This window comes from Sphingobacteruim zhuxiongii, from assembly GCF_009557615.1.
Lineage (GTDB): Bacteria > Bacteroidota > Bacteroidia > Sphingobacteriales > Sphingobacteriaceae > Sphingobacterium > Sphingobacterium zhuxiongii.
This window is the reverse complement of record NZ_CP045652.1, coordinates 1,266,867-1,285,019: the sequence shown is the minus strand read 5'-3', so window position 1 is coordinate 1,285,019 and position 18,153 is coordinate 1,266,867. Positions and strand designations below refer to the sequence as shown.

Genomic DNA, 18,153 nt, shown 5'->3' with positions numbered 1-18,153 from the left:
CTACACGATTGATAAAGATAAAAAAAAGCTCGCCTATATTGATAACATTTCAGTTACATTATGAAAATATTCAAAATTTGATACCACAGGTAGGTAGTTAATAATCCTAAAGGAATACTTAATCCAATAACACTATTTCCTAGTTTACTATTTAGTTTAAATTGGCTAATAACTATACTGGTTGCCACTAAACTGGGCATTGCCATCTCAAAAATAGAGATCTCAACGATAGGTCCTCGAAAGCCAAAATAGTAGGCAATTAGGAATACAGCCAAGGGAGCTAATATTAATTTATAGAGCATCGCATAAATAATATTAGGAACCTCACTTTTTACTATTGTAAAATTTAGTTGAAGACCGATGGAGAATAACGCGATAGGCGATACAGTTCCAGCAATCATATGGAAGAATTCATCTAAAGAAGTTAAGTCAATAAATTGCGTCGTAATCAACGCAAGCAGACAACCGATGAGTGGTGGAAAAGTAAAAACCCGTTTAGCAATAAACGCTAAATTAATCTTCTTATTCGTATTCAGACTTCCTTTAGTTGCAATCAAAACACCAACTGAAGAAAGCAGAAAGAAAGTCATTTGATCAGCAACGATACCAATTGGCAAGCGTTCCGCTCCAAAATACGCAGTAATCAAGGGGAAGCCGACAAAGGAGGTATTGCTAAGACCTGCTACTAACATCAAGGTATGGGAAGTACGCTTGGATAAAGCTAATATTTTCCCAAGTACATAAAAAAACAAAACCGATCCTATCAAAACAAGAATAGGGCCTGCTAGAGTAAAGATTAGACTATTGTCCCAGGTTAATTTAGGCAGGTAATAGAAAGAGATTGCGGGCAATCCAAAATATAACACCCAGGCATTCAAGGCTCGAAAGCCATCCTTTGCAACCCAATTCATCTTTCGGCTAAGCACACCAGCGGCTAAGCAGAAAACAATGAGGATAAAATTCGACACTTGTTAATGTTTTTCACCCTGTATCATTAAAAAATGACAGAGGGCCCGTTTGACCTGACAAAGTTATTACTATTTTTGTTCCTCGTCTAAAAAACCGCAAAATTCTTTAGCTAGTGAACAGAGTCTTAGTCATCATATTTTCCCTTATCCTCCCTTTTTTTGCATCGGCACAAATCGATAGTATAGCTAAAAAAATAAAGCGAAGCCCATTAGTTTTCGAATTAGAAGTCGAAAACGGAGGAATACTTCAGCAATCAGGACTTAAAGAAACCACTTATGAAGGTGCATACTATAATGGATTGAATTTCAAGATTGGATTTAAGCAACGTGCAAAAAAAGATCAGTACTATCAGATTTACAATTATCCAATTTATGGCATAGGCATCTATTCAAGTACTTTCCACTCCGATATTATTGGAAGCCCCTACGCTGTATACGGCTTCGTACAAACACCTATTTCACCTAAAGAAGACTCTAAATGGAGTTATGACTACCGCATAGGATTAGGTCTATCTGGTAACTTCAAACCTTACAATGAGCATGAAAACCCATTAAACTTAGTTATTGGATCTAAAAATAATGTATTCATTGACTTGGGAATTCGGGCGCAATATCAGGTCGATCCACATTGGAAACTCGGAGCCGGATTCGCATTCCATCATTTCTCGAATGGAGCATTAGCACTTCCAAATAAGGGCGTAAACCTTGTTCCATTAACACTATCGGCTGCATATCAAATCAATCCAGATTTAAAAATCAAAAGAGATTCCATTTTAGAGCCCTATAGTAAAAAAATAATGTACCACGTTAATTACGGTGTTGGATTAAAACAATTACGTAATGATTTAGATCAGCGTTTCTTGAAGAGTACTTTTAGCGTTTATGCTAGCCGTCATGTATCCTATAAATGGCGTTTAGGTGGAGGATTTGATTTATTCTACTCATCTTCCGGAAATGATACAGAGATTGCGGGAGATAAGTCGGGAGAACTATCATCCAAACTATCTGGAGGTCCATCTTTCTATATTGCTCATATTCTCAACGAACGATTGGTATTAAATGGAAATATCGGTTATTATATTCACAACCAAAGCTTTAATGGAGAGATTAGAAAATACTTTCTACGCGCCGGAGCTAGATATTATGTTTACAAAAATATCAATGCAGGAGTTTCCATAAAAGCACATATGGGTAAGGCTGACTTCATAGAATGGACAGTCGGATATACGTTCAACCGCTAGTAAAGAAATTTCGATATTTTACACAGAGTAAGAAACTACGTTCAGTGCTTTAACTGAATCAAAAAGTAGAAGCCCTTATTAAATTGGCGAACCACATTCATCCAATTAAATAAGGGCTTCTAGCTTATTCAACTTATAGCAAATCTTGCTATAAGCAGTTTAAAATCTATTTGAAAAGCTTAAAGATTTTCTGACCAAAGTTTTTATCTACTGTAATGTACGATGGATAATAAATATTTTGTCCAGCAACTTTAAAAGAAGGTTTGATTTTTAACACAAGGAATCCTTCCGATTTCTTGTTGAAAATCTCATCAAAGAACTTATCAAAACCTTTTTCCTTTGCCTTATTAAAAATATTGGCTTTAAATGTCAAAGGAACGATTGCACTTTCTCCTTGCGTTAAATTTACATTCTGGTCAACAGTTCCCTCAAACAATGGAGAGCCTTGAATCTCGATCATATATTTAAACGAATTAACCGCAGCTTTTTTAGCTTCCGGATTCGTAATCTTCAAATTTATCTTTCCCTCCAGTGGAAGTTCCTTACTAAATAAAGCAACCGCAATATTCGCAATTGACGACATACTGTAATTGCCATCTGCTCCCTTGTAAGAATTTAATGTTTTCCCATTAAACTTAACCTGATCAACGGACTCTACATCGTACTTACAATCAGCTAATGCCTGCAACTGCGCTTTTTTATTTACCTGACAACCCGAAAGGAACAACAAAGTCATTACTCCTAAAATCCCAACTAACTTTTTCATATACTTATTTCTTTTTACCAAAATTATAAATCAATCCTAATGTGAATACAGCATTCCCCGCTTTAAGGTATTCATTTTTCATCAAACCTATGTTCCAACCATTGGTATATTGAAGTTGGAAACCCTTATTCAATTCCATACGGGTAAAAAAGACCGGTTCTATGTAAAGATTTTCTTCTAATGCAGCGGGTGCATTATTCAAATCAAATCTGTCCATCTTTATTCTACTTAGACGAATTGCCGTCCCATAGTTTAATGTGCGTTGCTTTCCAAATAAACGTAATTTGTTTTTTCGTGTGGAGGAGAAGTTTGCTTGAACAAATATCTTATTGAAATCAAGATCACGAATCTCTACCGGATCAGTTCCTGAAGTAGAAGCTCGTTTATCAACATCGCGCGTTGATCCAATCCCATATCCACCATAGAACTCCAAAACACTACGCCCGGAATGACCAAGAACTGTATAATAGCCCAAGCCGCCTTCAATTAAATGCTGTTTAAAGTCTTGATTGGTAGTTTTATTATCAATATAGGAACCATTTGCAATAATGGCTAGGTTTTCAGTAAAAGCGACACCCGCAGTACCAGAAACGTTTCCCTTAACATTCACATGTGCGCCCAAATACCCCTCACCTGCATTGGTAAACATCGGTGTGGCCGGCACGTTCGGCAAATAAACGGAGCTACATCCCGTAAATAGGATTGTGATAAACGCTATAGCCCCTAAGAGCAAGCTCGATTGAAGTTGTTTCATAAATAACATTAACCTTGCAAGCACCTAAATTATTATGCCAAAAACGACAGTTTTAACAAAAAGTAAGAAATAAATAGCTTTTACAGTACCCCGTGTAAACTTAATTGCTCTTCCATCTCCTTTTGAAGAATCAACGCTTCTTCGCGAGCGCGATCAGCGAAATCTTTACCTTTCGAAGCATAGATGATTCCACGTGTACTATTGACAAGCAATCCGCAATCTTTGTTCATCCCATATTGGCAAACATCAGCAAGCGAACCGCCCTGAGCACCAACACCCGGCACCAATAAAAAATGATCGGGCGCATGTTCGCGAATTTTCACAAACGCTTCCCCGCGTGTCGCACCCACAACATACATAATGTTCTCATCAGTACCCCAGGTATTAACTTTATCGATGACCTCTTCGAACAACTGCTTGCCAGTCGAATTTTTGAAGTTTTGAAAATCTAAACTACCTTGATTCGATGTCAAAGCAAGAACGATCGCCCACTTACCGTCAAAATCTAAAAACGGTGTCACCGAATCCTCACCCATATACGGTGCAATAGTAATCGAATCGAAGTTCAATCCAGATACTTCAGGATTAAAAAAAGCTTGTGCATACATTTTGGATGTATTGCCAATATCCCCACGTTTTGCATCTGCGATCGAGAAGCAATCCTTCGGAAGAATCTCACTAGTCTTACGTAAGGATTCCCATCCTTTTACGCCGTAACTCTCATAAAATGCAATATTCGGCTTATAAGCAACACATAGATCAGCGGTCGCTTCAATAATCGCTTTATTGAAGGTAAAGATTGGGTCTTCTTCATCCAAAAGATGTTCTGGAATTTTAGTCAAGTCCGTATCTAATCCAACACATAAAAAGCTTCTCTTGCTTTTAATCTGATTAATGAGCTCTTGCTTATTCATTTGTTATATAGCTAAATTATGGTAAGTGAAAATGATTGTTATAAATTAATACTAAGCATCGAATTTCTCCAATTGCTTCAATAGAGTGGCAAAGTCCTTCGGATATTCAGCTTCAAAGCTATACTCCTTATCATTCAATTTAAAGCTAACCGACTTCGAATGCAATGCAAATCGCTTCATAATAGGCTGCTCTTCTTGATCTTTTGATAATGTATATCCGCGCTTTTTAATCTGTGAAAGATAAACAGGCTTTCCTTTATACATTAGATCGCCTACAATGGCAGCATGTTGTGTCGCCAAGTGAATCCGAATCTGATGCATACGGCCAGTAATAGGCTTGCACTCAACTAAAGTGAAATTCTTATAGAAGCGAATACTATTGAATATCGTTTCTGAAGGCTTACCGTTGTAACGGTCGATCGATACACTCTTATTTCCTTGATTTAAGATTGGTAAATCAACAGTCAGGTTCTCGAAAACGTGTGTCCCACCAATAATAGCATGATATATTTTATTTACACGTCTTTTTTCAAACTCAATTGACATCGAACGATACGTTTCTGGATTCTTAGCAATTAAGAGCACACCGGAAGTATCTTTATCCAAGCGATGGCATACTTGCGCATCTGGATGATATTTCTTTGCCAGACGAAGAATATTGACTTCTCCCCCCTCACGCGCATCTAAAGAAGCAATAAACGGTGGTTTATTGATTACAATAAGATTATCATCTTCATGAATAATTAAGTCTTGAAACTTCGGGAATTTAAACTGATTCTGCTCTTTGATTTCCATCCTGCAAAAGTAGCAAATAATAGGTTAATTTTCTATTGTACAGCCTTCTTAAAAGCCAAGCGTAAGATTAGGAATGAATTCCGCTAAAAATAATTAAGTTTGCAAATCAATCTTAACGCTATGTCAGTACACAAAGTAATAAAAAGAGTGACTACTTCTGCCCTACGTGAAATGAAAACCAGAGGCGAAAAGATCTCGATGCTAACTTCCTATGACTTCTCGACGGCACGCATCCTAGATGCTGCAGGTGTGGAGGTACTATTGGTAGGCGATTCTGCTGCCAATGTATTCGCGGGATATGAAACGACACTACCGATCACTCTTGACCATATGATTTACCACGCTTCCGCAGTCGCTAGAGCGTCAAAACGTGCAATGGTACTTGCAGACTTACCTTTTGGTGAATACCAAGGCTCGGTCGAAGATGCATACAAAGCAGCGGTACGCATGATGAAAGAATCTGGCGCGCATGCTTTAAAGCTGGAAGGCGGTGAGGAAATCATCGACAACATCAAAAAAATAGTAAATTCTGGAATCCCAGTTTGTGGACATTTAGGTTTAACCCCACAATCAATCTATAAGTTTGGAGACTTCTCTGTGCGTGCTAAAGAAGAAGCCGAGGCAAACAGGTTAAAAGCTGACGCACTTGCACTTCAAGAAGCAGGCTGCTTTATGCTTGTATTAGAAAAGATCCCTGCTGCTTTAGCAAAAGAAGTTTCCGATTCATTGGATATCCCGACGATTGGCATTGGTGCAGGTAATGGCTGTGATGGTCAAGTATTAGTAGTAAATGATATGCTGGGCTTGAACAAAGAATTTAAACCAAAATTCCTTCGCCTTTACGCTGACCTTCAAGAAGAAATTACGAAAGCGGCAAGCAATTACATTGCGGATGTAAAAGCTGGAACCTTCCCTAACGAATCAGAACAATACTAAAATGTACAAGATCCTGCTTATTGTTGGTCTGGTAGGCGTAATAATTTACTACCTATCACGTAAAATCATGATGAAAACCAATTCATCTACTGATATACAGCGCAGCACTAAGCAGGGTTATTATATTTTAGATGCTGGCGCTAAGGTGCTAAGCAAAGCTATAAAAGCAACGACCTATAGTGTCGCTATCGGCGTCGTATTGTTAATTATCACATTGGTGCTTGCCATAAAGATCAAAATTCTTTTATTCTTACTCCCAATCAGCTTCTACTTAATTAGCCATCTATTCCTCTTGAATAACCACCTGAAGTATGTTCGTGAGCAACAGATTTGGTATCACCCACAAACACATGAAGTCGTTGTTGAATGGCTCAGTGGCAGTCAAGTTCGTTTTAACCTACAAACCGACGTGCAGCATATCAAAACCGTGCAATCTGTACAGAAAAACAATGGTGTTCTTTTTGGGTATTACGAGCTTCAATTAGCAAAAGGCTCAATTTACATTCCTTATTTACTGGAAGACAGCCCATTAAATAATCGCTTTTTTTCTGATCTTCAAAATCAGGTCGTGGAAAAACCTAAAACAAACTTGTTTCCTAGTATTTAAAACACACTTTCAAATATTCTAACGCTCGTTAGCGCTAATTTCACCTTTTCTCTCTGCAGACTTCTAAGCAAGAATTGCATAATTATATAACTTATTATCAGAATTATGTAACAACGGCAATCATATATTCCCGATTTTTGTTTATCAAGAAAGTAGACGACATGAGTACAACAAATACCTATAAGATTTCGGGGATGACCTGTAATGGTTGCAGAACCAATGTAGAAAATAAACTCAATGAGATCCCTGGCGTTAAAGCCGCTGTGAACCTAGAAACCGCTGAGGTTGAGATATCAACAGAACAGCCCCTCGATATTGCAGCGTTACAAAACAAATTAGATGAACTTGCTGGAGGCTATAGCATTCATGAAGCAAAACCAGTCAATCAACACACATCGCATCATCACGATCATGTAGCTAAAAACACCGAAACGACAAGGACTTACAGCATTACAGGAATGACCTGCAATGGCTGTAGAACAAATGTCGAAAAAAAACTAAATGAAATACCCGGCATCAATGCAAAGGTTGATTTAGCAAAGGGTGAAGCGGAAATCACTTCTAATACTATTCCCAGCACAGATTCACTTCAAGAAAAATTGAATGAGTTAGGCACTTCTTATCAGATTAGCGACGAAAAAAAAGCACAAAGTGAACCGATCCAAAGAAGTGAGGAAATCTCGCCAAGCGGACAATATATCTGTCCGATGTTTTGCGAGGGCGAGGACAAAATTTACCATGAACCTGGGCGCTGTCCTGTCTGTGGCATGTTTTTGAGACCCATTGAAAAAGTAGAAAAACCGAATCCGAATAACGCGCATCAACACGGACATATTCCTATGCAAGGACATATGCACGGACATCAAAAAGCCCAAAGTAATTCCCAAAATGCGGGAAAGTATTATTGCCCAATGATGTGTGAAGGTGATAAAGTATATGATAAATTCGGCTCTTGTCCTGTATGCGGAATGAACCTTGAAAAGATTCCAGACACGACGATTAAAGTCGAATATACCTGTCCAATGCATCCTCAAATTGTACAAGATCACCCTGGAAACTGTCCAATCTGTGGAATGGATTTAGTACCCAACCAAGTCACAGAGGAAGAGGACAAACATTACCGAGATTTACTCAAGAAATTCTGGATATCTGTAGCTTGTACCGTTCCGATATTCATTTTATCTATGGGTGATATGCTTCCTGGACAACCGATTAGCAAGATAATACCTTATCAGATCAATGCTTGGATTCAACTTATATTAGCAATCCCTGTTGTATTTTATACCTGCTGGATGTTTTTTGAACGTGCATGGACTTCATTTAAAACATGGAATCTAAATATGTTTAGTTTAATTGGTTTAGGCGCAGCGGCGGCGTTTATCTTCAGTTTGCTAGCGTTATTCTTTCCACAGCTATTCCCAGCAGAATTAAAAGGACATCATGGCGAAGTACATCTTTATTTTGAGTCCGCAACTGTAATCTTAACACTCGTTCTATTAGGACAGGTGATGGAGGCAAAAGCCCATTCGAAGACCAATAGTGCGATCAAAGAATTGATTAAACTAAGTCCGGCAGAGGCTATTATTGTTGTAGATGGAAAGGATAAAAAAATATCTATTCATGATGTAAAAGTTGGAGATATCTTACGTGTTCGAGCTGGAGATAAAGTCCCTGTCGACGGGCGTATACAAGAAGGGAATACCGCTATTGACGAATCGATGATAACTGGAGAGCCTATCCCTGTTGAAAAAGCGCCGGAAGATAGCGTCATCGGTGGAACCATTAATGGAAACCATGAAGTGCTTATCAGAGCGGAACGCATAGGAAGCGAAACATTGCTTTCCCAAATTATAGAATTAGTAAATACAGCGAGTCGTAGCCAACCCCCTATTCAAAAACTAACGGATAAAGTATCCAAGATTTTTGTTCCTACAGTTATTATCATTGCAATAATAACTTTTATCGCCTGGTCTTTATCATCGGTACCGAATAGTACCGCCATGGCATTCTCTAATTTATTAGCCGTATTAATCGTCGCCTGTCCTTGTGCGCTCGGACTAGCCACTCCTATGTCAGTCATGGTAGGAATAGGAAAAGGCGCTAAAAACGGTATCCTGATAAAAAATTCGGAGGCACTGGAGAACCTCGCCAAAGCCAACGTGCTTATCGTCGATAAAACAGGAACAATTACTTCTGGAAAACCATCCGTCTCGGAAGTGATCTCAGGAAACAATAAATTTCAAGCAAAAGATATTTTGCAAATCGCCGCGTCGGTAAACAAGAACAGTACGCATCCTTTAGCGCAGGCGATGATTGATAAAGCCAAAGCGGAAAACACCCAACTATTAGATGTCATTCAATTTGAAAATATAAGTGGCAAGGGCGTCAAAGGCAAAATTCATCACATGTCTGTCTTATTAGGCACGGCTCGATTGATGGATGAACAACAGATCAAATTAGACGAAACACAGCGTCTTCAGATTGAAGAATTGCAAAAACAAGGAAATTCAGTATCCATTTTGGCAATCGATGGCGCATATGCCGGCATCGTCGCTGCATTTGATACGTTACGTGATAGCAGCATTGATGCCATCAAGAAATTTCAAAATCAAGGTATAGAAGTCTACATGTTTACTGGGGACAACAAAAATACCGCGGAAATTGTCGCGAAACAGGCGGGTATTAAGCATGTCCAAGCCAACTTATTACCCGAAGACAAGCTTAACGGCATTAAGAAACTTCAAGCGGAAGGGAAGAAAGTGATAATGGTTGGTGACGGCATAAACGATGCTCCTGCCCTAACCCAAGCGGATATTGGAATTGCTATGGGGACCGGTACAGATGTCGCCATACAAAGTTCAGAAATTACGCTTGTGAAAGGCGACTTAAGAGGTGTGCATAAAGCCTATACCTTAAGTAATATGATGCTAAGAAATATCAAGCAAAACTTAGGGTTCGCTTTCTTTTATAATGTAATCGGGATTCCGATTGCTGCCGGAATTCTATACCCTAGCTTTGGGATATTGATGTCTCCGATGATTGCAGCGGCAGCAATGAGTCTAAGTTCGGTATCGGTTATTGTTAACTCATTACGGTTAAACAGAACCACGTTAGATTAATAGGACTAGTTTTTTTTGTGAATTCGTTCATCAGTCAATCCGCAATTATTTGTGATTGGCCGATGAACGAATTCTTTTATTACCCACGCTTCAATCGATTGGCGAAAAGTAAATGTGCTGTCAATGCCAATAAAGCGAATGTAAAACCTACGATACAGACGCCTGTCCAACCTGCGAATTCCCAAGCATAGGCGGCAAACCAGGATCCCAACGATCCACCGATAAAATAACTTACCATATAAACCGTGTTTAATCGACTTGTTGCTGTTGTTTTAATGGCAAAGAAATCGGATTGATTCATGATATGCGTGGACTGTAATCCTAAATCTATCAGCACTATTCCAATAATTAAACCGATATAGGTATATCCCCCAAAATAAGTGAACAGCCAGCTCCCAAGCAAAACACATAAGGAGATTAGAATAATACGATTTACTTCGAGTCGCTTTGTCAACCTTCCAACAAAGGCAGCCGACAATGCACCTGCAGCCCCAACAAGTCCGAAGCTTCCTGCAACGGAGGGACCGGCATGAAAAGGCGCTTGTTCTAAATGGAATGCCAAAGTCGTGAAGATTCCACACAAAGATCCAAAGCCCATTGCGCCTCTAAACGCCGCAAGGCGTAATACAGGTTGTGTTTTCGCAAGTTCCCAAACCGAACGCATCAAAGACAAATAGTTCCCCTTAAAGTTGGGTTTTATTTCCGGGAACAACCGATAGATACAAATCCAAGAAAAGATCATTAGAATAGATGCTGTCCAATATATACTGCGCCAACCCCACAAGTCACCAACAATACCCCCAACAAAACGAGATAATAGGATTCCCAATAATAATCCCGACATAATCAAACCGAGATTTTTAGAGCGATTTTCCGGCGTGGAGAGATCTGCAGCCATAGGAATAAACAGCTGGGGAACGACTGAAGTTACCCCCAACAAAAATGAAGCAACAAATAACATCCACAATTGACTCGCTACGGCCATCCAAATAAGAACGATGAATACAAAAACCAAATCGATTAAAATCAAGCGCTTCCGCATCATTTTATCTCCTAAAGGAATAATTAACAGTAAACCAAAAGCATAACCCAACTGCGTAAGCACTGTAATTTTACTAACAGCAGCTTCTGAAACACCGAATTCTTCGGCAATCTTTCCCAACAATGGCTGATTGTAATAGATATTAGCGACAATTAGCGCGGAAAAAATCGTCATGAGCCAAAGTACGGTCGATGAAAGTTTCGAATTGATGGAATTCATAGTGCTGTGTGAAAATCAAAAACGTGGCTAAGCTATCAAACTTCTTGAAAAGTTGAAAGTTTTACGCTGATCATAAACAATAAGTTACAGATAAGCCCTACCTGAAGCCTTGCTCAAGCATACCTTAACCCATTAAACACACAATTGATCGCTTATGCTAAGTTAAAAGTACAAATCAAATGAATCCAAATGCTATTAAATGATGCTGGTTCAAACGCGACATTGCAGACATGTCATGCCAAACTGTACCTGACACCTGTCATACTGACTTATTTCGTGTAATGTTCAAATTTACAAGTCTCAACTTTTCGTCTGAGTTTTGTTTATTTTATGTCATTAAAGTTTTCGTTATATTTTTTAATCAAAAACTATAACACTATAAACTAAGCTGTTATCGCCAAGCTAGCCGAATTTTATACTTTTTTTCATTTTCGTCTTTACACTTTGGCACTTGGTTTGAATAACTGACCATATACGACATAATAGTCAGTAATTAAAAAAACAAAAACATGAAAAAATTATTACTTACATTAACTGCTATTTCAGCAATCACTTTCGCTGCTAATGCTCAAACTGAAAAAGGTAAAATTGTTTTAGGTGGACAAGTTGGTTTCGCTGGTACATCAATTAAAGATACAGATGTAAAAACTACTGGTTTCAACATCATCCCACAAGTAGGCTATTTCGTAGCAGATAACATCGCTATTGGTACAGGTGTAGGTTACTCTTGGAACAAACAAGAAACTGATAAAGATAATGATGCAACTAACGCTGCATTTGTAGTTTCTCCTTACGGTAGAATGTACAGCAAAAATGACGGACCTGTTAAATTCTTCGGACAAGTTTCAGTTCCAATGTCATGGGGTACAAACAAAGTGAACGGTGATAAAGTAGGTACTACTGCAAACTACGGTGTAGAATTAGCGCCAGGTATCGCTTACTTCCCTACTAGCAACATTGGTATCGAGTTAAAAGTTAGAGGTTTGTACTACAACAATGGTACTGCTAAAAACGAAATAACTGATAACAAAGTGACTACAAGCAGCTATGGTTTAGATGCTAATTCTTTAGCGCCATCTTTAGGTGTACAATTCCACTTTTAATATCCCGATGTCAAATAATTGACATCAAAAACGTAATATGTTAAATGATTTGAAAGGGTCGCCATTTTGGCGACCTTTTCTTATTCTCCTTATCCCAACCAAATGGGTAATGCAAACTCTTTGAGTAAGTTGGCAAGTTTAAAATCAGCGACTTCATCAACAGTTAACCAATGTATCGCTTTTAGCTCCGCATGCGGACGAACATGCTCTTGAGCTGTCGTTAGCTTCACTTGAAAGACATGCCCTCTGACCGTCATCCCAACTTCGTTGACCGCCTTTGCTTCATGAATCCCAATGGCTTGAATCTGCTCCTCGGTGATCTGCAAATCCAACTCCTCCAACAATTCCCTTTGTAGTGCCCATTGTGGAGATTCATCAGTTTCAATTTTCCCGCCCGGAAGCTGATAGTACGTTGAAGAATGTTTTTGAACAACCAATAACCTATTCTTCGAGTCTATTATAATCGCTACAGCTATTTGTAGTATTTTCGCTTCATTCATAGGGTCAAAGTTAACTTTTTCGATATTATCTAAATAATGGAACGATTTTTAGTACTCTACAGATTGATATAAAGTATTTTATATCTTTGGGCAATTTTTAACTTACTATTTTACAATACCTATCGAACCAATGAGAAGATATTCTTTGTTTTTAATGTTACTCGCTATCATTGCGGTTTCGTCGTGCACCAACTCATCAGAAAAAACGATTGATCCCACTATTCAAAGAAAGAATGATTCTTTAGAACGCGTAAAAAAAGCAGAAGAAGAAGCGAAAGCAAAACCGCGTACGGCTGCAGATATTAAGTTAGAGAAAGAACTTACCTATGATCAACATTCGCTCGAAGAAACATACCCCTACAAGGATACCACGCGACAGTTTCAGTTAGAAAAGATAAAAGAAAAACTCGCGTTTATAGAAAATTTCCAAAGAGCACCGCATAATTATGCTGTCTTACAGAACTACAAGAACCGCAATGGTGAATCTCCAGTAGTAGAACACTTCGTTAGAAATGCATATAAACGAGTTTCCGACACGCTAGGAACTGAGCGTTATCAGTCTGCACCGCTTTATCCTGCAGAAGATAGCGACAAACCCGCGATTTATGGTCGTGATGGTTCCTTAGTGAGTTTAGAGAGCAGTGACACCCTGAAGATGGTTAAAGTGAATGGAATTTCCTTTGAAGGAAGCTGGTTTGTCCCTAAACGCTATGTTAAATCAATTGGTGATTCTTTAAATATTACGCATGTTAACTTTGTCGATGTTACAAATCAAAATATTTTAACAGTCGAACGAACAGGCGAAGATGAGTGGAAAATTCGCAGTATGAATCCGGCTACATCAGGCCTCCACCGACCTCCACATCAGATGGAAACCCCAGTTGGAATCTTCATGGTACAAGAGCAAAAATCCAAGATGTTTTACTACGGAGATGGAACAACAACTATTGAAGGATTTGCGCCCTGGGCGTCCCGATTCACCAATGGAGGCTATATTCATGGTATTCCAGTTAACAACCCAAAAGGTAAAATTGTTGAATACAGTTGGTCCCTTGGTACCACGCCTCGCTCACACATGTGTGTCAGAAATGCGTCATCACATGCTAAATTTGTTTACGACACGTCAAAACCCTTCAAATCCCTTGTCGTTGTGATTGATTAAAGGTTTTTTAACACTTTGATTGTCACATTTTTATTAGCTTTGTATTAGTAAACAAAGGGAAAAGTGCTTATGAATAAACTAATGTTTTTTTCATTGTGGGCAGTAGCTACGTCTTTACTACCGGTAGACCAAAACAGCAGCAATGCTAAAACAATCCACAAAGAAAACAAGACAATCGAGACAGAACATATTGATCCAACAAGAAGTCTCTACGAAGAGTTGAAGCTTTCCAAGATTTTAAAATGGGATGCCTTTGAGCAAGCCATGCAAGGTTACGGGAAGTTAAATCCTAAGAACAGGGATATAATCACGATTATTGATTTTACATTATCATCGACGCAGAAACGGATGTATGTAATCGATTTAAAGAACAAGAAACTATTATATCATAATATAGTTTCACATGGAAGAAATAGCGGTGAGAAATTCGCGACTACGTTTTCGAATAAACATGGCTCCTACCAGAGTTCTTTAGGTTTTTATTATACAGAAGGAACCTATCAAGGTGGTAACGGTTATTCATTACGATTGAATGGCCTAGAGAAAGGAATCAATGATCAAGCATTAGCGCGAGCTATTGTTGTTCATGGTGCGGATTATTGCAGCCAGAATGTGATCAACTCGACAGGAAGACTCGGCAGAAGCTATGGATGTCCAGCATTACCTCGTGAATTGAGTAAACCGATCATCAACACCATTAAAAACGGCTCATTGATGTTCATCTACGCAGGAAACAAGGATTACTTAGCTAGTACGAGATTGATAAAATCAAATCCTATCCTTCCAAATCCGACGATGATCGCCGAGCATTCGGATGAGATAGAAAAAGACAGCAAAGCAGTTTTAAATTAAATTTAAAACATATAAAAAAAGGCTGTGCACGATGTGCACAGCCTTTTTTATGTATACTATTTTGTATTGCTTAACTACTGAAATAAGCTCTTACATTTTTACCTTCCATCCAGTTCATGAAAGCACGGTTAACAACCTTGTTGCCTCCAGGAGTAGGATAATTTCCAGAGAAATACCAGTCCCCTTTATGACTCGGGCAAGCGACATGTAAATTATCTAGCGTTTGGAAGATTACCTCCAGCTCAGCCTTTAAGCTATGTGGTTTTACAATGCGACCAATTTCTTCAGAAATCTGCACGTCTGTAAATGGCTCATATATCGCCTTCACGTAGTTTTCAACTTGATCTTTAGGCATTGTAACAGATGCCACACATTTTTGATAAACCTCATCAATAATGTGCGCTAAGCCATTCTTACGTAATAAAGAGATAGCTGCTTCGAAAGCTACAAACTCGCCCATTCTGGACATATCAATACCGTAACAGTCTGGATAACGAATTTGAGGCGCCGAGGATACAATGACAATTTTCTTTGGATTTAAACGATCTAAAATCGTTAGAATACTTTGTTTTAACGTTGTACCACGTACGATCGAGTCATCGATAGCTACAATTGTATCTTCATGATCACGAACAATTCCGTAAGTTGTATCATACACGTGTTGAACCATATCTTGACGATCGGCATCCTGCGTGATAAACGTACGTAGTTTTGCGTCTTTCACGTTCAATTTTTCAAAACGCGGAGACATATTTAAAACTTCTTCTAGTTCTTGATCCGTGATTTTATCGGTACGATTTAAAAGAACATCCTTTTGTACTTTTCTAACGTGTTCGCGAATTCCTTCCATCATCCCGTAGTAGGAAACTTCGGCCGTATTAGGAATAAAAGAAAATACCGTATTCTTTATATCACCATCTATACTTTGAAGGACTTGAGGACATAATAAGCTACCTAAAGATTTACGCTCTTTGTAAATATCGGCATCTGACCCGCGAGAAAAGTAGATACGTTCGAAAGAACAAGACTTTTGCTCAACAGGCTCTCTAAACATCTCTTGAGAAATTGTTCCGTCTTTTTTAGCAATCAGTGCATGTCCTGGTTTGATTTCTTTTACCGAATCTAAAGGAACATTAAACGCTGTTTGAATAACAGGGCGCTCAGATGCTACCACTAAAACTTCATCGTCTTGGTAGTAGAATGCTGGACGAATACCTGCAGGGTCACGCATAACAAAGGCGTCACCATGTCCGAAGATACCTGCAATCGTATATCCACCATCCCAAGTCTTCGCAGAACGAGTTAATATCTTCGATACATCAATATTTTTTGCGATTTGTGCAGAGATTTCGATGTTTGAAAGACCATCTTTCTTAAAGGAGTCAAACAGTTTTTGATTTTCCTCATCTAAGAAATGTCCAATCTTCTCTAATACCGTAACAGTATCCGCTTGTTCCTTAGGGTGCTGACCTAAATCGTAAAGTTGCTGCAATAGCTCATCTACGTTGGTCATATTAAAGTTTCCAGCAACGACCAAATTTCTCGACATCCAGTTATTCTGGCGCAAGAATGGATGGCAGCTCTCGATACTGTTTTTACCATGGGTACCATAGCGTAGGTGTCCCAAAAGCACCTCTCCGGTAAAACTTACATTTTCTTTCAGCCATTGGGTATCTTTAGCTTCTTCAGGAAATGCTTTCTGTACTGCTGCGAACTTCTTTTGAACGTATTCAAAAATTTCCGCGACTGCTGATGAACCCATTGCTCTATAACGAGAGATATAACGGTTACCTGGTTTTACGTCGAATTTTATCGTCGCAATACCAGCGCCATCCTGACCACGGTTGTGCTGCTTCTCCATAAGCAGGTACAACTTGTTGATCCCATAGTAGGGCGTACCGTATTTTTCTTGATAATAAGATAGGGGTTTTAACAATCGAATAAGTGCTATACCGCACTCGTGTTTTATAGCGTCACTCATAGCTTGAATTGATGGCACAAAGGTACGCTTTTTTAAAAAAAACTCCGTAGGCTTCAACAGAAAAATTGCACCGAAAAGACACTATTAATCTAAGTCTTCTAAAGATGTGTATTTCTGCTTGTTAGCGTTGATTTCTAGAAAGCGATCACGCCTCGAAATCAACTCCTGTTTTTCGATTCTTCGCCAAGTCATGTAACTATGCACATAGAAACCACCCGAAAGAATCGGTTCTACAGATTTCAAATATAAGATGTCACCTTCAAAATCGACCTTTCGCTCTTGAATCTCCCCCTCCCAGTTTGGATAGGATGAATTGTTGATATGGTATTTTACGACCGCTTGTTTATTATCGATATGGTAACTGCCCGAGAATGCGATGAAGCCCTTCACACAGGCTTCCATTTCTGCAGCATCAGCGACATATCGATCATTCGAGTTGAATTTCTGCCGTGCTGGATTTGATATCTGCACAGACATATAGCCGTCAGCGCCATACATAATGGTTCCAACAGGGCTTTTGCCCATCGGAAATGTACTATCAGCGCCGTTTGTAGGTATTTCAATATAGGATAAAAGGGTCCAAGTCCCGATTAGTTCGTTTTTTATCGTTGTCATTTCAGGTTTACTGTTTTGCTTGTATAACGACGTTTTTCGAGGATTAGTTTGTAACATTATCCTTATCATTTCTTCTATGACACAAAGATGATAAGTATATTCGCAACTTGAAAAAGATCGCCAATATTGGTCTATCTTCTAAAATACAAATAAAAACGTGTATGAAACAACTTTGTCCTTGCGGTTCTACCCTTTCCTATCAAAATTGTTGCAATCAAATTCATGAAGACCTCAGCCAAGCAGAGAGTGCTGAGCAATTGATGCGCGCTCGTTACTCCGCCTTCTGTTTGGAGCTTATTGATTTTTTGTATCAAACATTTCATCCACAGACGCGCAGATTTCAGAAAAAAGCAGAAATTGAAATTTGGGCGAAAGAGAATAATTGGCAAGAGCTCGAGCTTATCAAGTCTACAAACTCAACAGTCGAATTCAAGGCTTATTACATTGATATGCAGGGAGAACTCCACATACATCATGAAAAATCGACCTTTAAGCAGCTTAACGGCGTTTGGTATTATTATGATGGAAAAATGAAAGCCTAAGTTTTTAGTAAAATATGATATGTTAATTGAAATTTAT

The 18,153-nt window shown here is 38.7% G+C and carries 17 protein-coding genes; 8 read left to right on the top strand and 9 right to left on the bottom strand.

Translation table 11 applies throughout. From position 1 onward, the window contains the following. Positions 1 to 53: 53 nt before the first annotated feature. Positions 54 to 968 carry an AEC family transporter gene (locus tag GFH32_RS05595; RefSeq protein WP_160366793.1) on the bottom strand — a complete coding sequence of 305 codons (915 nt, stop codon included), beginning with the start codon at positions 966 to 968 and terminating at the stop codon, positions 54 to 56. Between the two features lie 113 nt (positions 969 to 1,081). Here GFH32_RS05595 and GFH32_RS05590 point away from each other — a divergent pair, with 113 nt between their 5' ends. Continuing rightward, positions 1,082 to 2,209 (top strand): acyloxyacyl hydrolase, encoded by a 1,128-nt coding sequence (locus GFH32_RS05590; protein WP_228384226.1) that lies wholly within the window; start codon positions 1,082 to 1,084, stop codon positions 2,207 to 2,209. Positions 2,210 to 2,375: 166 nt separating this feature from the next. On the opposite strand, the gene GFH32_RS05585 is transcribed toward GFH32_RS05590, so the two are convergent. The 4 genes from GFH32_RS05585 to GFH32_RS05570 all read right to left on the bottom strand — a co-directional run bounded on the left by GFH32_RS05585 (position 2,376) and on the right by GFH32_RS05570 (position 5,438). Then, complete coding sequence (locus GFH32_RS05585; RefSeq protein WP_153510139.1) at positions 2,376 to 2,975, bottom strand: hypothetical protein; 600 nt, start codon at positions 2,973 to 2,975, stop codon at positions 2,376 to 2,378. 4 nt (positions 2,976 to 2,979) lie between these two features. Next, complete coding sequence (locus GFH32_RS05580) at positions 2,980 to 3,729, bottom strand: hypothetical protein (protein WP_153510138.1); 750 nt, start codon at positions 3,727 to 3,729, stop codon at positions 2,980 to 2,982. An 80-nt stretch (positions 3,730 to 3,809) separates the two neighbouring features. Further along, the gene (gene pyrF / locus GFH32_RS05575) at positions 3,810 to 4,643 is read right to left on the bottom strand and encodes an orotidine-5'-phosphate decarboxylase (RefSeq protein ID WP_153510137.1); all 834 of its coding nucleotides are present in this window, start codon (positions 4,641 to 4,643) and stop codon (positions 3,810 to 3,812) included. Between the two features lie 51 nt (positions 4,644 to 4,694). Continuing rightward, positions 4,695 to 5,438, bottom strand: a complete 744-nt coding sequence (locus tag GFH32_RS05570) for an RluA family pseudouridine synthase (protein ID WP_153510136.1) — start codon at positions 5,436 to 5,438, stop codon at positions 4,695 to 4,697. A 120-nt stretch (positions 5,439 to 5,558) separates the two neighbouring features. On the opposite strand from GFH32_RS05570, the gene panB reads away from it, so the two are divergent. From panB to GFH32_RS05555, 3 genes are all read left to right on the top strand, one after another. Continuing rightward, entirely contained in the window at positions 5,559 to 6,374 is an 816-nt protein-coding gene (gene panB, locus GFH32_RS05565) for a 3-methyl-2-oxobutanoate hydroxymethyltransferase (protein ID WP_153510135.1), read from the top strand. Between the two features lie 67 nt (positions 6,375 to 6,441). Continuing rightward, a complete protein-coding gene (locus GFH32_RS05560) occupies positions 6,442 to 6,981 on the top strand; it encodes a hypothetical protein (RefSeq protein WP_194285674.1) in 540 nt (179 codons plus the stop codon). A 161-nt stretch (positions 6,982 to 7,142) separates the two neighbouring features. Next, a complete protein-coding gene (locus GFH32_RS05555; protein WP_153510133.1) occupies positions 7,143 to 10,100 on the top strand; it encodes a heavy metal translocating P-type ATPase in 2,958 nt (985 codons plus the stop codon). Between the two features lie 79 nt (positions 10,101 to 10,179). On the opposite strand, the gene GFH32_RS05550 is transcribed toward GFH32_RS05555, so the two are convergent. After that, positions 10,180 to 11,361, bottom strand: coding sequence for an MFS transporter (locus tag GFH32_RS05550; protein WP_153510132.1), 1,182 nt, complete (start codon positions 11,359 to 11,361; stop codon positions 10,180 to 10,182). 509 nt (positions 11,362 to 11,870) lie between these two features. Between GFH32_RS05550 and GFH32_RS05545 the strand changes: the two genes are divergently transcribed. Beyond that, a complete protein-coding gene (locus tag GFH32_RS05545; protein WP_153510131.1) occupies positions 11,871 to 12,464 on the top strand; it encodes an outer membrane beta-barrel protein in 594 nt (197 codons plus the stop codon). 89 nt (positions 12,465 to 12,553) lie between these two features. Here the strand turns inward: GFH32_RS05545 and GFH32_RS05540 are convergent, their stop codons facing one another. Then, positions 12,554 to 12,964 carry an NUDIX hydrolase gene (locus GFH32_RS05540; protein ID WP_153510130.1) on the bottom strand — a complete coding sequence of 137 codons (411 nt, stop codon included), beginning with the start codon at positions 12,962 to 12,964 and terminating at the stop codon, positions 12,554 to 12,556. A gap of 130 nt (positions 12,965 to 13,094) precedes the next feature. Here GFH32_RS05540 and GFH32_RS05535 point away from each other — a divergent pair, with 130 nt between their 5' ends. Further along, complete coding sequence (locus tag GFH32_RS05535; RefSeq protein WP_153510129.1) at positions 13,095 to 14,126, top strand: L,D-transpeptidase; 1,032 nt, start codon at positions 13,095 to 13,097, stop codon at positions 14,124 to 14,126. Between the two features lie 69 nt (positions 14,127 to 14,195). Then, entirely contained in the window at positions 14,196 to 14,978 is a 783-nt protein-coding gene (locus GFH32_RS05530) for a murein L,D-transpeptidase catalytic domain family protein (protein ID WP_228384225.1), read from the top strand. 70 nt (positions 14,979 to 15,048) lie between these two features. Here GFH32_RS05530 and GFH32_RS05525 read toward each other — a convergent pair whose 3' ends face one another. Both GFH32_RS05525 and GFH32_RS05520 read right to left on the bottom strand, forming a co-directional pair. After that, positions 15,049 to 16,959, bottom strand: coding sequence for an amidophosphoribosyltransferase (locus GFH32_RS05525; RefSeq protein WP_153510128.1), 1,911 nt, complete (start codon positions 16,957 to 16,959; stop codon positions 15,049 to 15,051). 84 nt (positions 16,960 to 17,043) lie between these two features. Then, positions 17,044 to 17,574, bottom strand: coding sequence for a lipocalin-like domain-containing protein (locus tag GFH32_RS05520; RefSeq protein WP_153510127.1), 531 nt, complete (start codon positions 17,572 to 17,574; stop codon positions 17,044 to 17,046). Positions 17,575 to 17,735: 161 nt separating this feature from the next. Between GFH32_RS05520 and GFH32_RS05515 the strand changes: the two genes are divergently transcribed. Continuing rightward, entirely contained in the window at positions 17,736 to 18,116 is a 381-nt protein-coding gene (locus tag GFH32_RS05515) for a YchJ family protein (protein ID WP_153510126.1), read from the top strand. Positions 18,117 to 18,153: the final 37 nt, after the last annotated feature.

Excerpts from the sequence above, each read along its gene's own strand:
- GFH32_RS05585 (WP_153510139.1), bottom strand. The coding sequence starts at position 2,975 with ATGAAAAAGTTAGTTGGGATTTTAGGAGTAATGACTTTGTTGTTCCTT.
- GFH32_RS05580 (WP_153510138.1), bottom strand. The coding sequence starts at position 3,729 with ATGAAACAACTTCAATCGAGCTTGCTCTTAGGGGCTATAGCGTTTATC.
- pyrF (WP_153510137.1), bottom strand. The coding sequence starts at position 4,643 with ATGAATAAGCAAGAGCTCATTAATCAGATTAAAAGCAAGAGAAGCTTT.
- GFH32_RS05570 (WP_153510136.1), bottom strand. The coding sequence starts at position 5,438 with ATGGAAATCAAAGAGCAGAATCAGTTTAAATTCCCGAAGTTTCAAGAC.
- panB (WP_153510135.1), top strand. The coding sequence starts at position 5,559 with ATGTCAGTACACAAAGTAATAAAAAGAGTGACTACTTCTGCCCTACGT.
- GFH32_RS05560 (WP_194285674.1), top strand. The coding sequence starts at position 6,442 with ATGATGAAAACCAATTCATCTACTGATATACAGCGCAGCACTAAGCAG.
- GFH32_RS05555 (WP_153510133.1), top strand. The coding sequence starts at position 7,143 with ATGAGTACAACAAATACCTATAAGATTTCGGGGATGACCTGTAATGGT.
- GFH32_RS05550 (WP_153510132.1), bottom strand. The coding sequence starts at position 11,361 with ATGAATTCCATCAATTCGAAACTTTCATCGACCGTACTTTGGCTCATG.
- GFH32_RS05545 (WP_153510131.1), top strand. The coding sequence starts at position 11,871 with ATGAAAAAATTATTACTTACATTAACTGCTATTTCAGCAATCACTTTC.
- GFH32_RS05540 (WP_153510130.1), bottom strand. The coding sequence starts at position 12,964 with ATGAATGAAGCGAAAATACTACAAATAGCTGTAGCGATTATAATAGAC.
- GFH32_RS05535 (WP_153510129.1), top strand. The coding sequence starts at position 13,095 with ATGAGAAGATATTCTTTGTTTTTAATGTTACTCGCTATCATTGCGGTT.
- GFH32_RS05530 (WP_228384225.1), top strand. The coding sequence starts at position 14,196 with ATGAATAAACTAATGTTTTTTTCATTGTGGGCAGTAGCTACGTCTTTA.
- GFH32_RS05525 (WP_153510128.1), bottom strand. The coding sequence starts at position 16,959 with ATGAGTGACGCTATAAAACACGAGTGCGGTATAGCACTTATTCGATTG.
- GFH32_RS05520 (WP_153510127.1), bottom strand. The coding sequence starts at position 17,574 with ATGACAACGATAAAAAACGAACTAATCGGGACTTGGACCCTTTTATCC.
- GFH32_RS05515 (WP_153510126.1), top strand. The coding sequence starts at position 17,736 with ATGAAACAACTTTGTCCTTGCGGTTCTACCCTTTCCTATCAAAATTGT.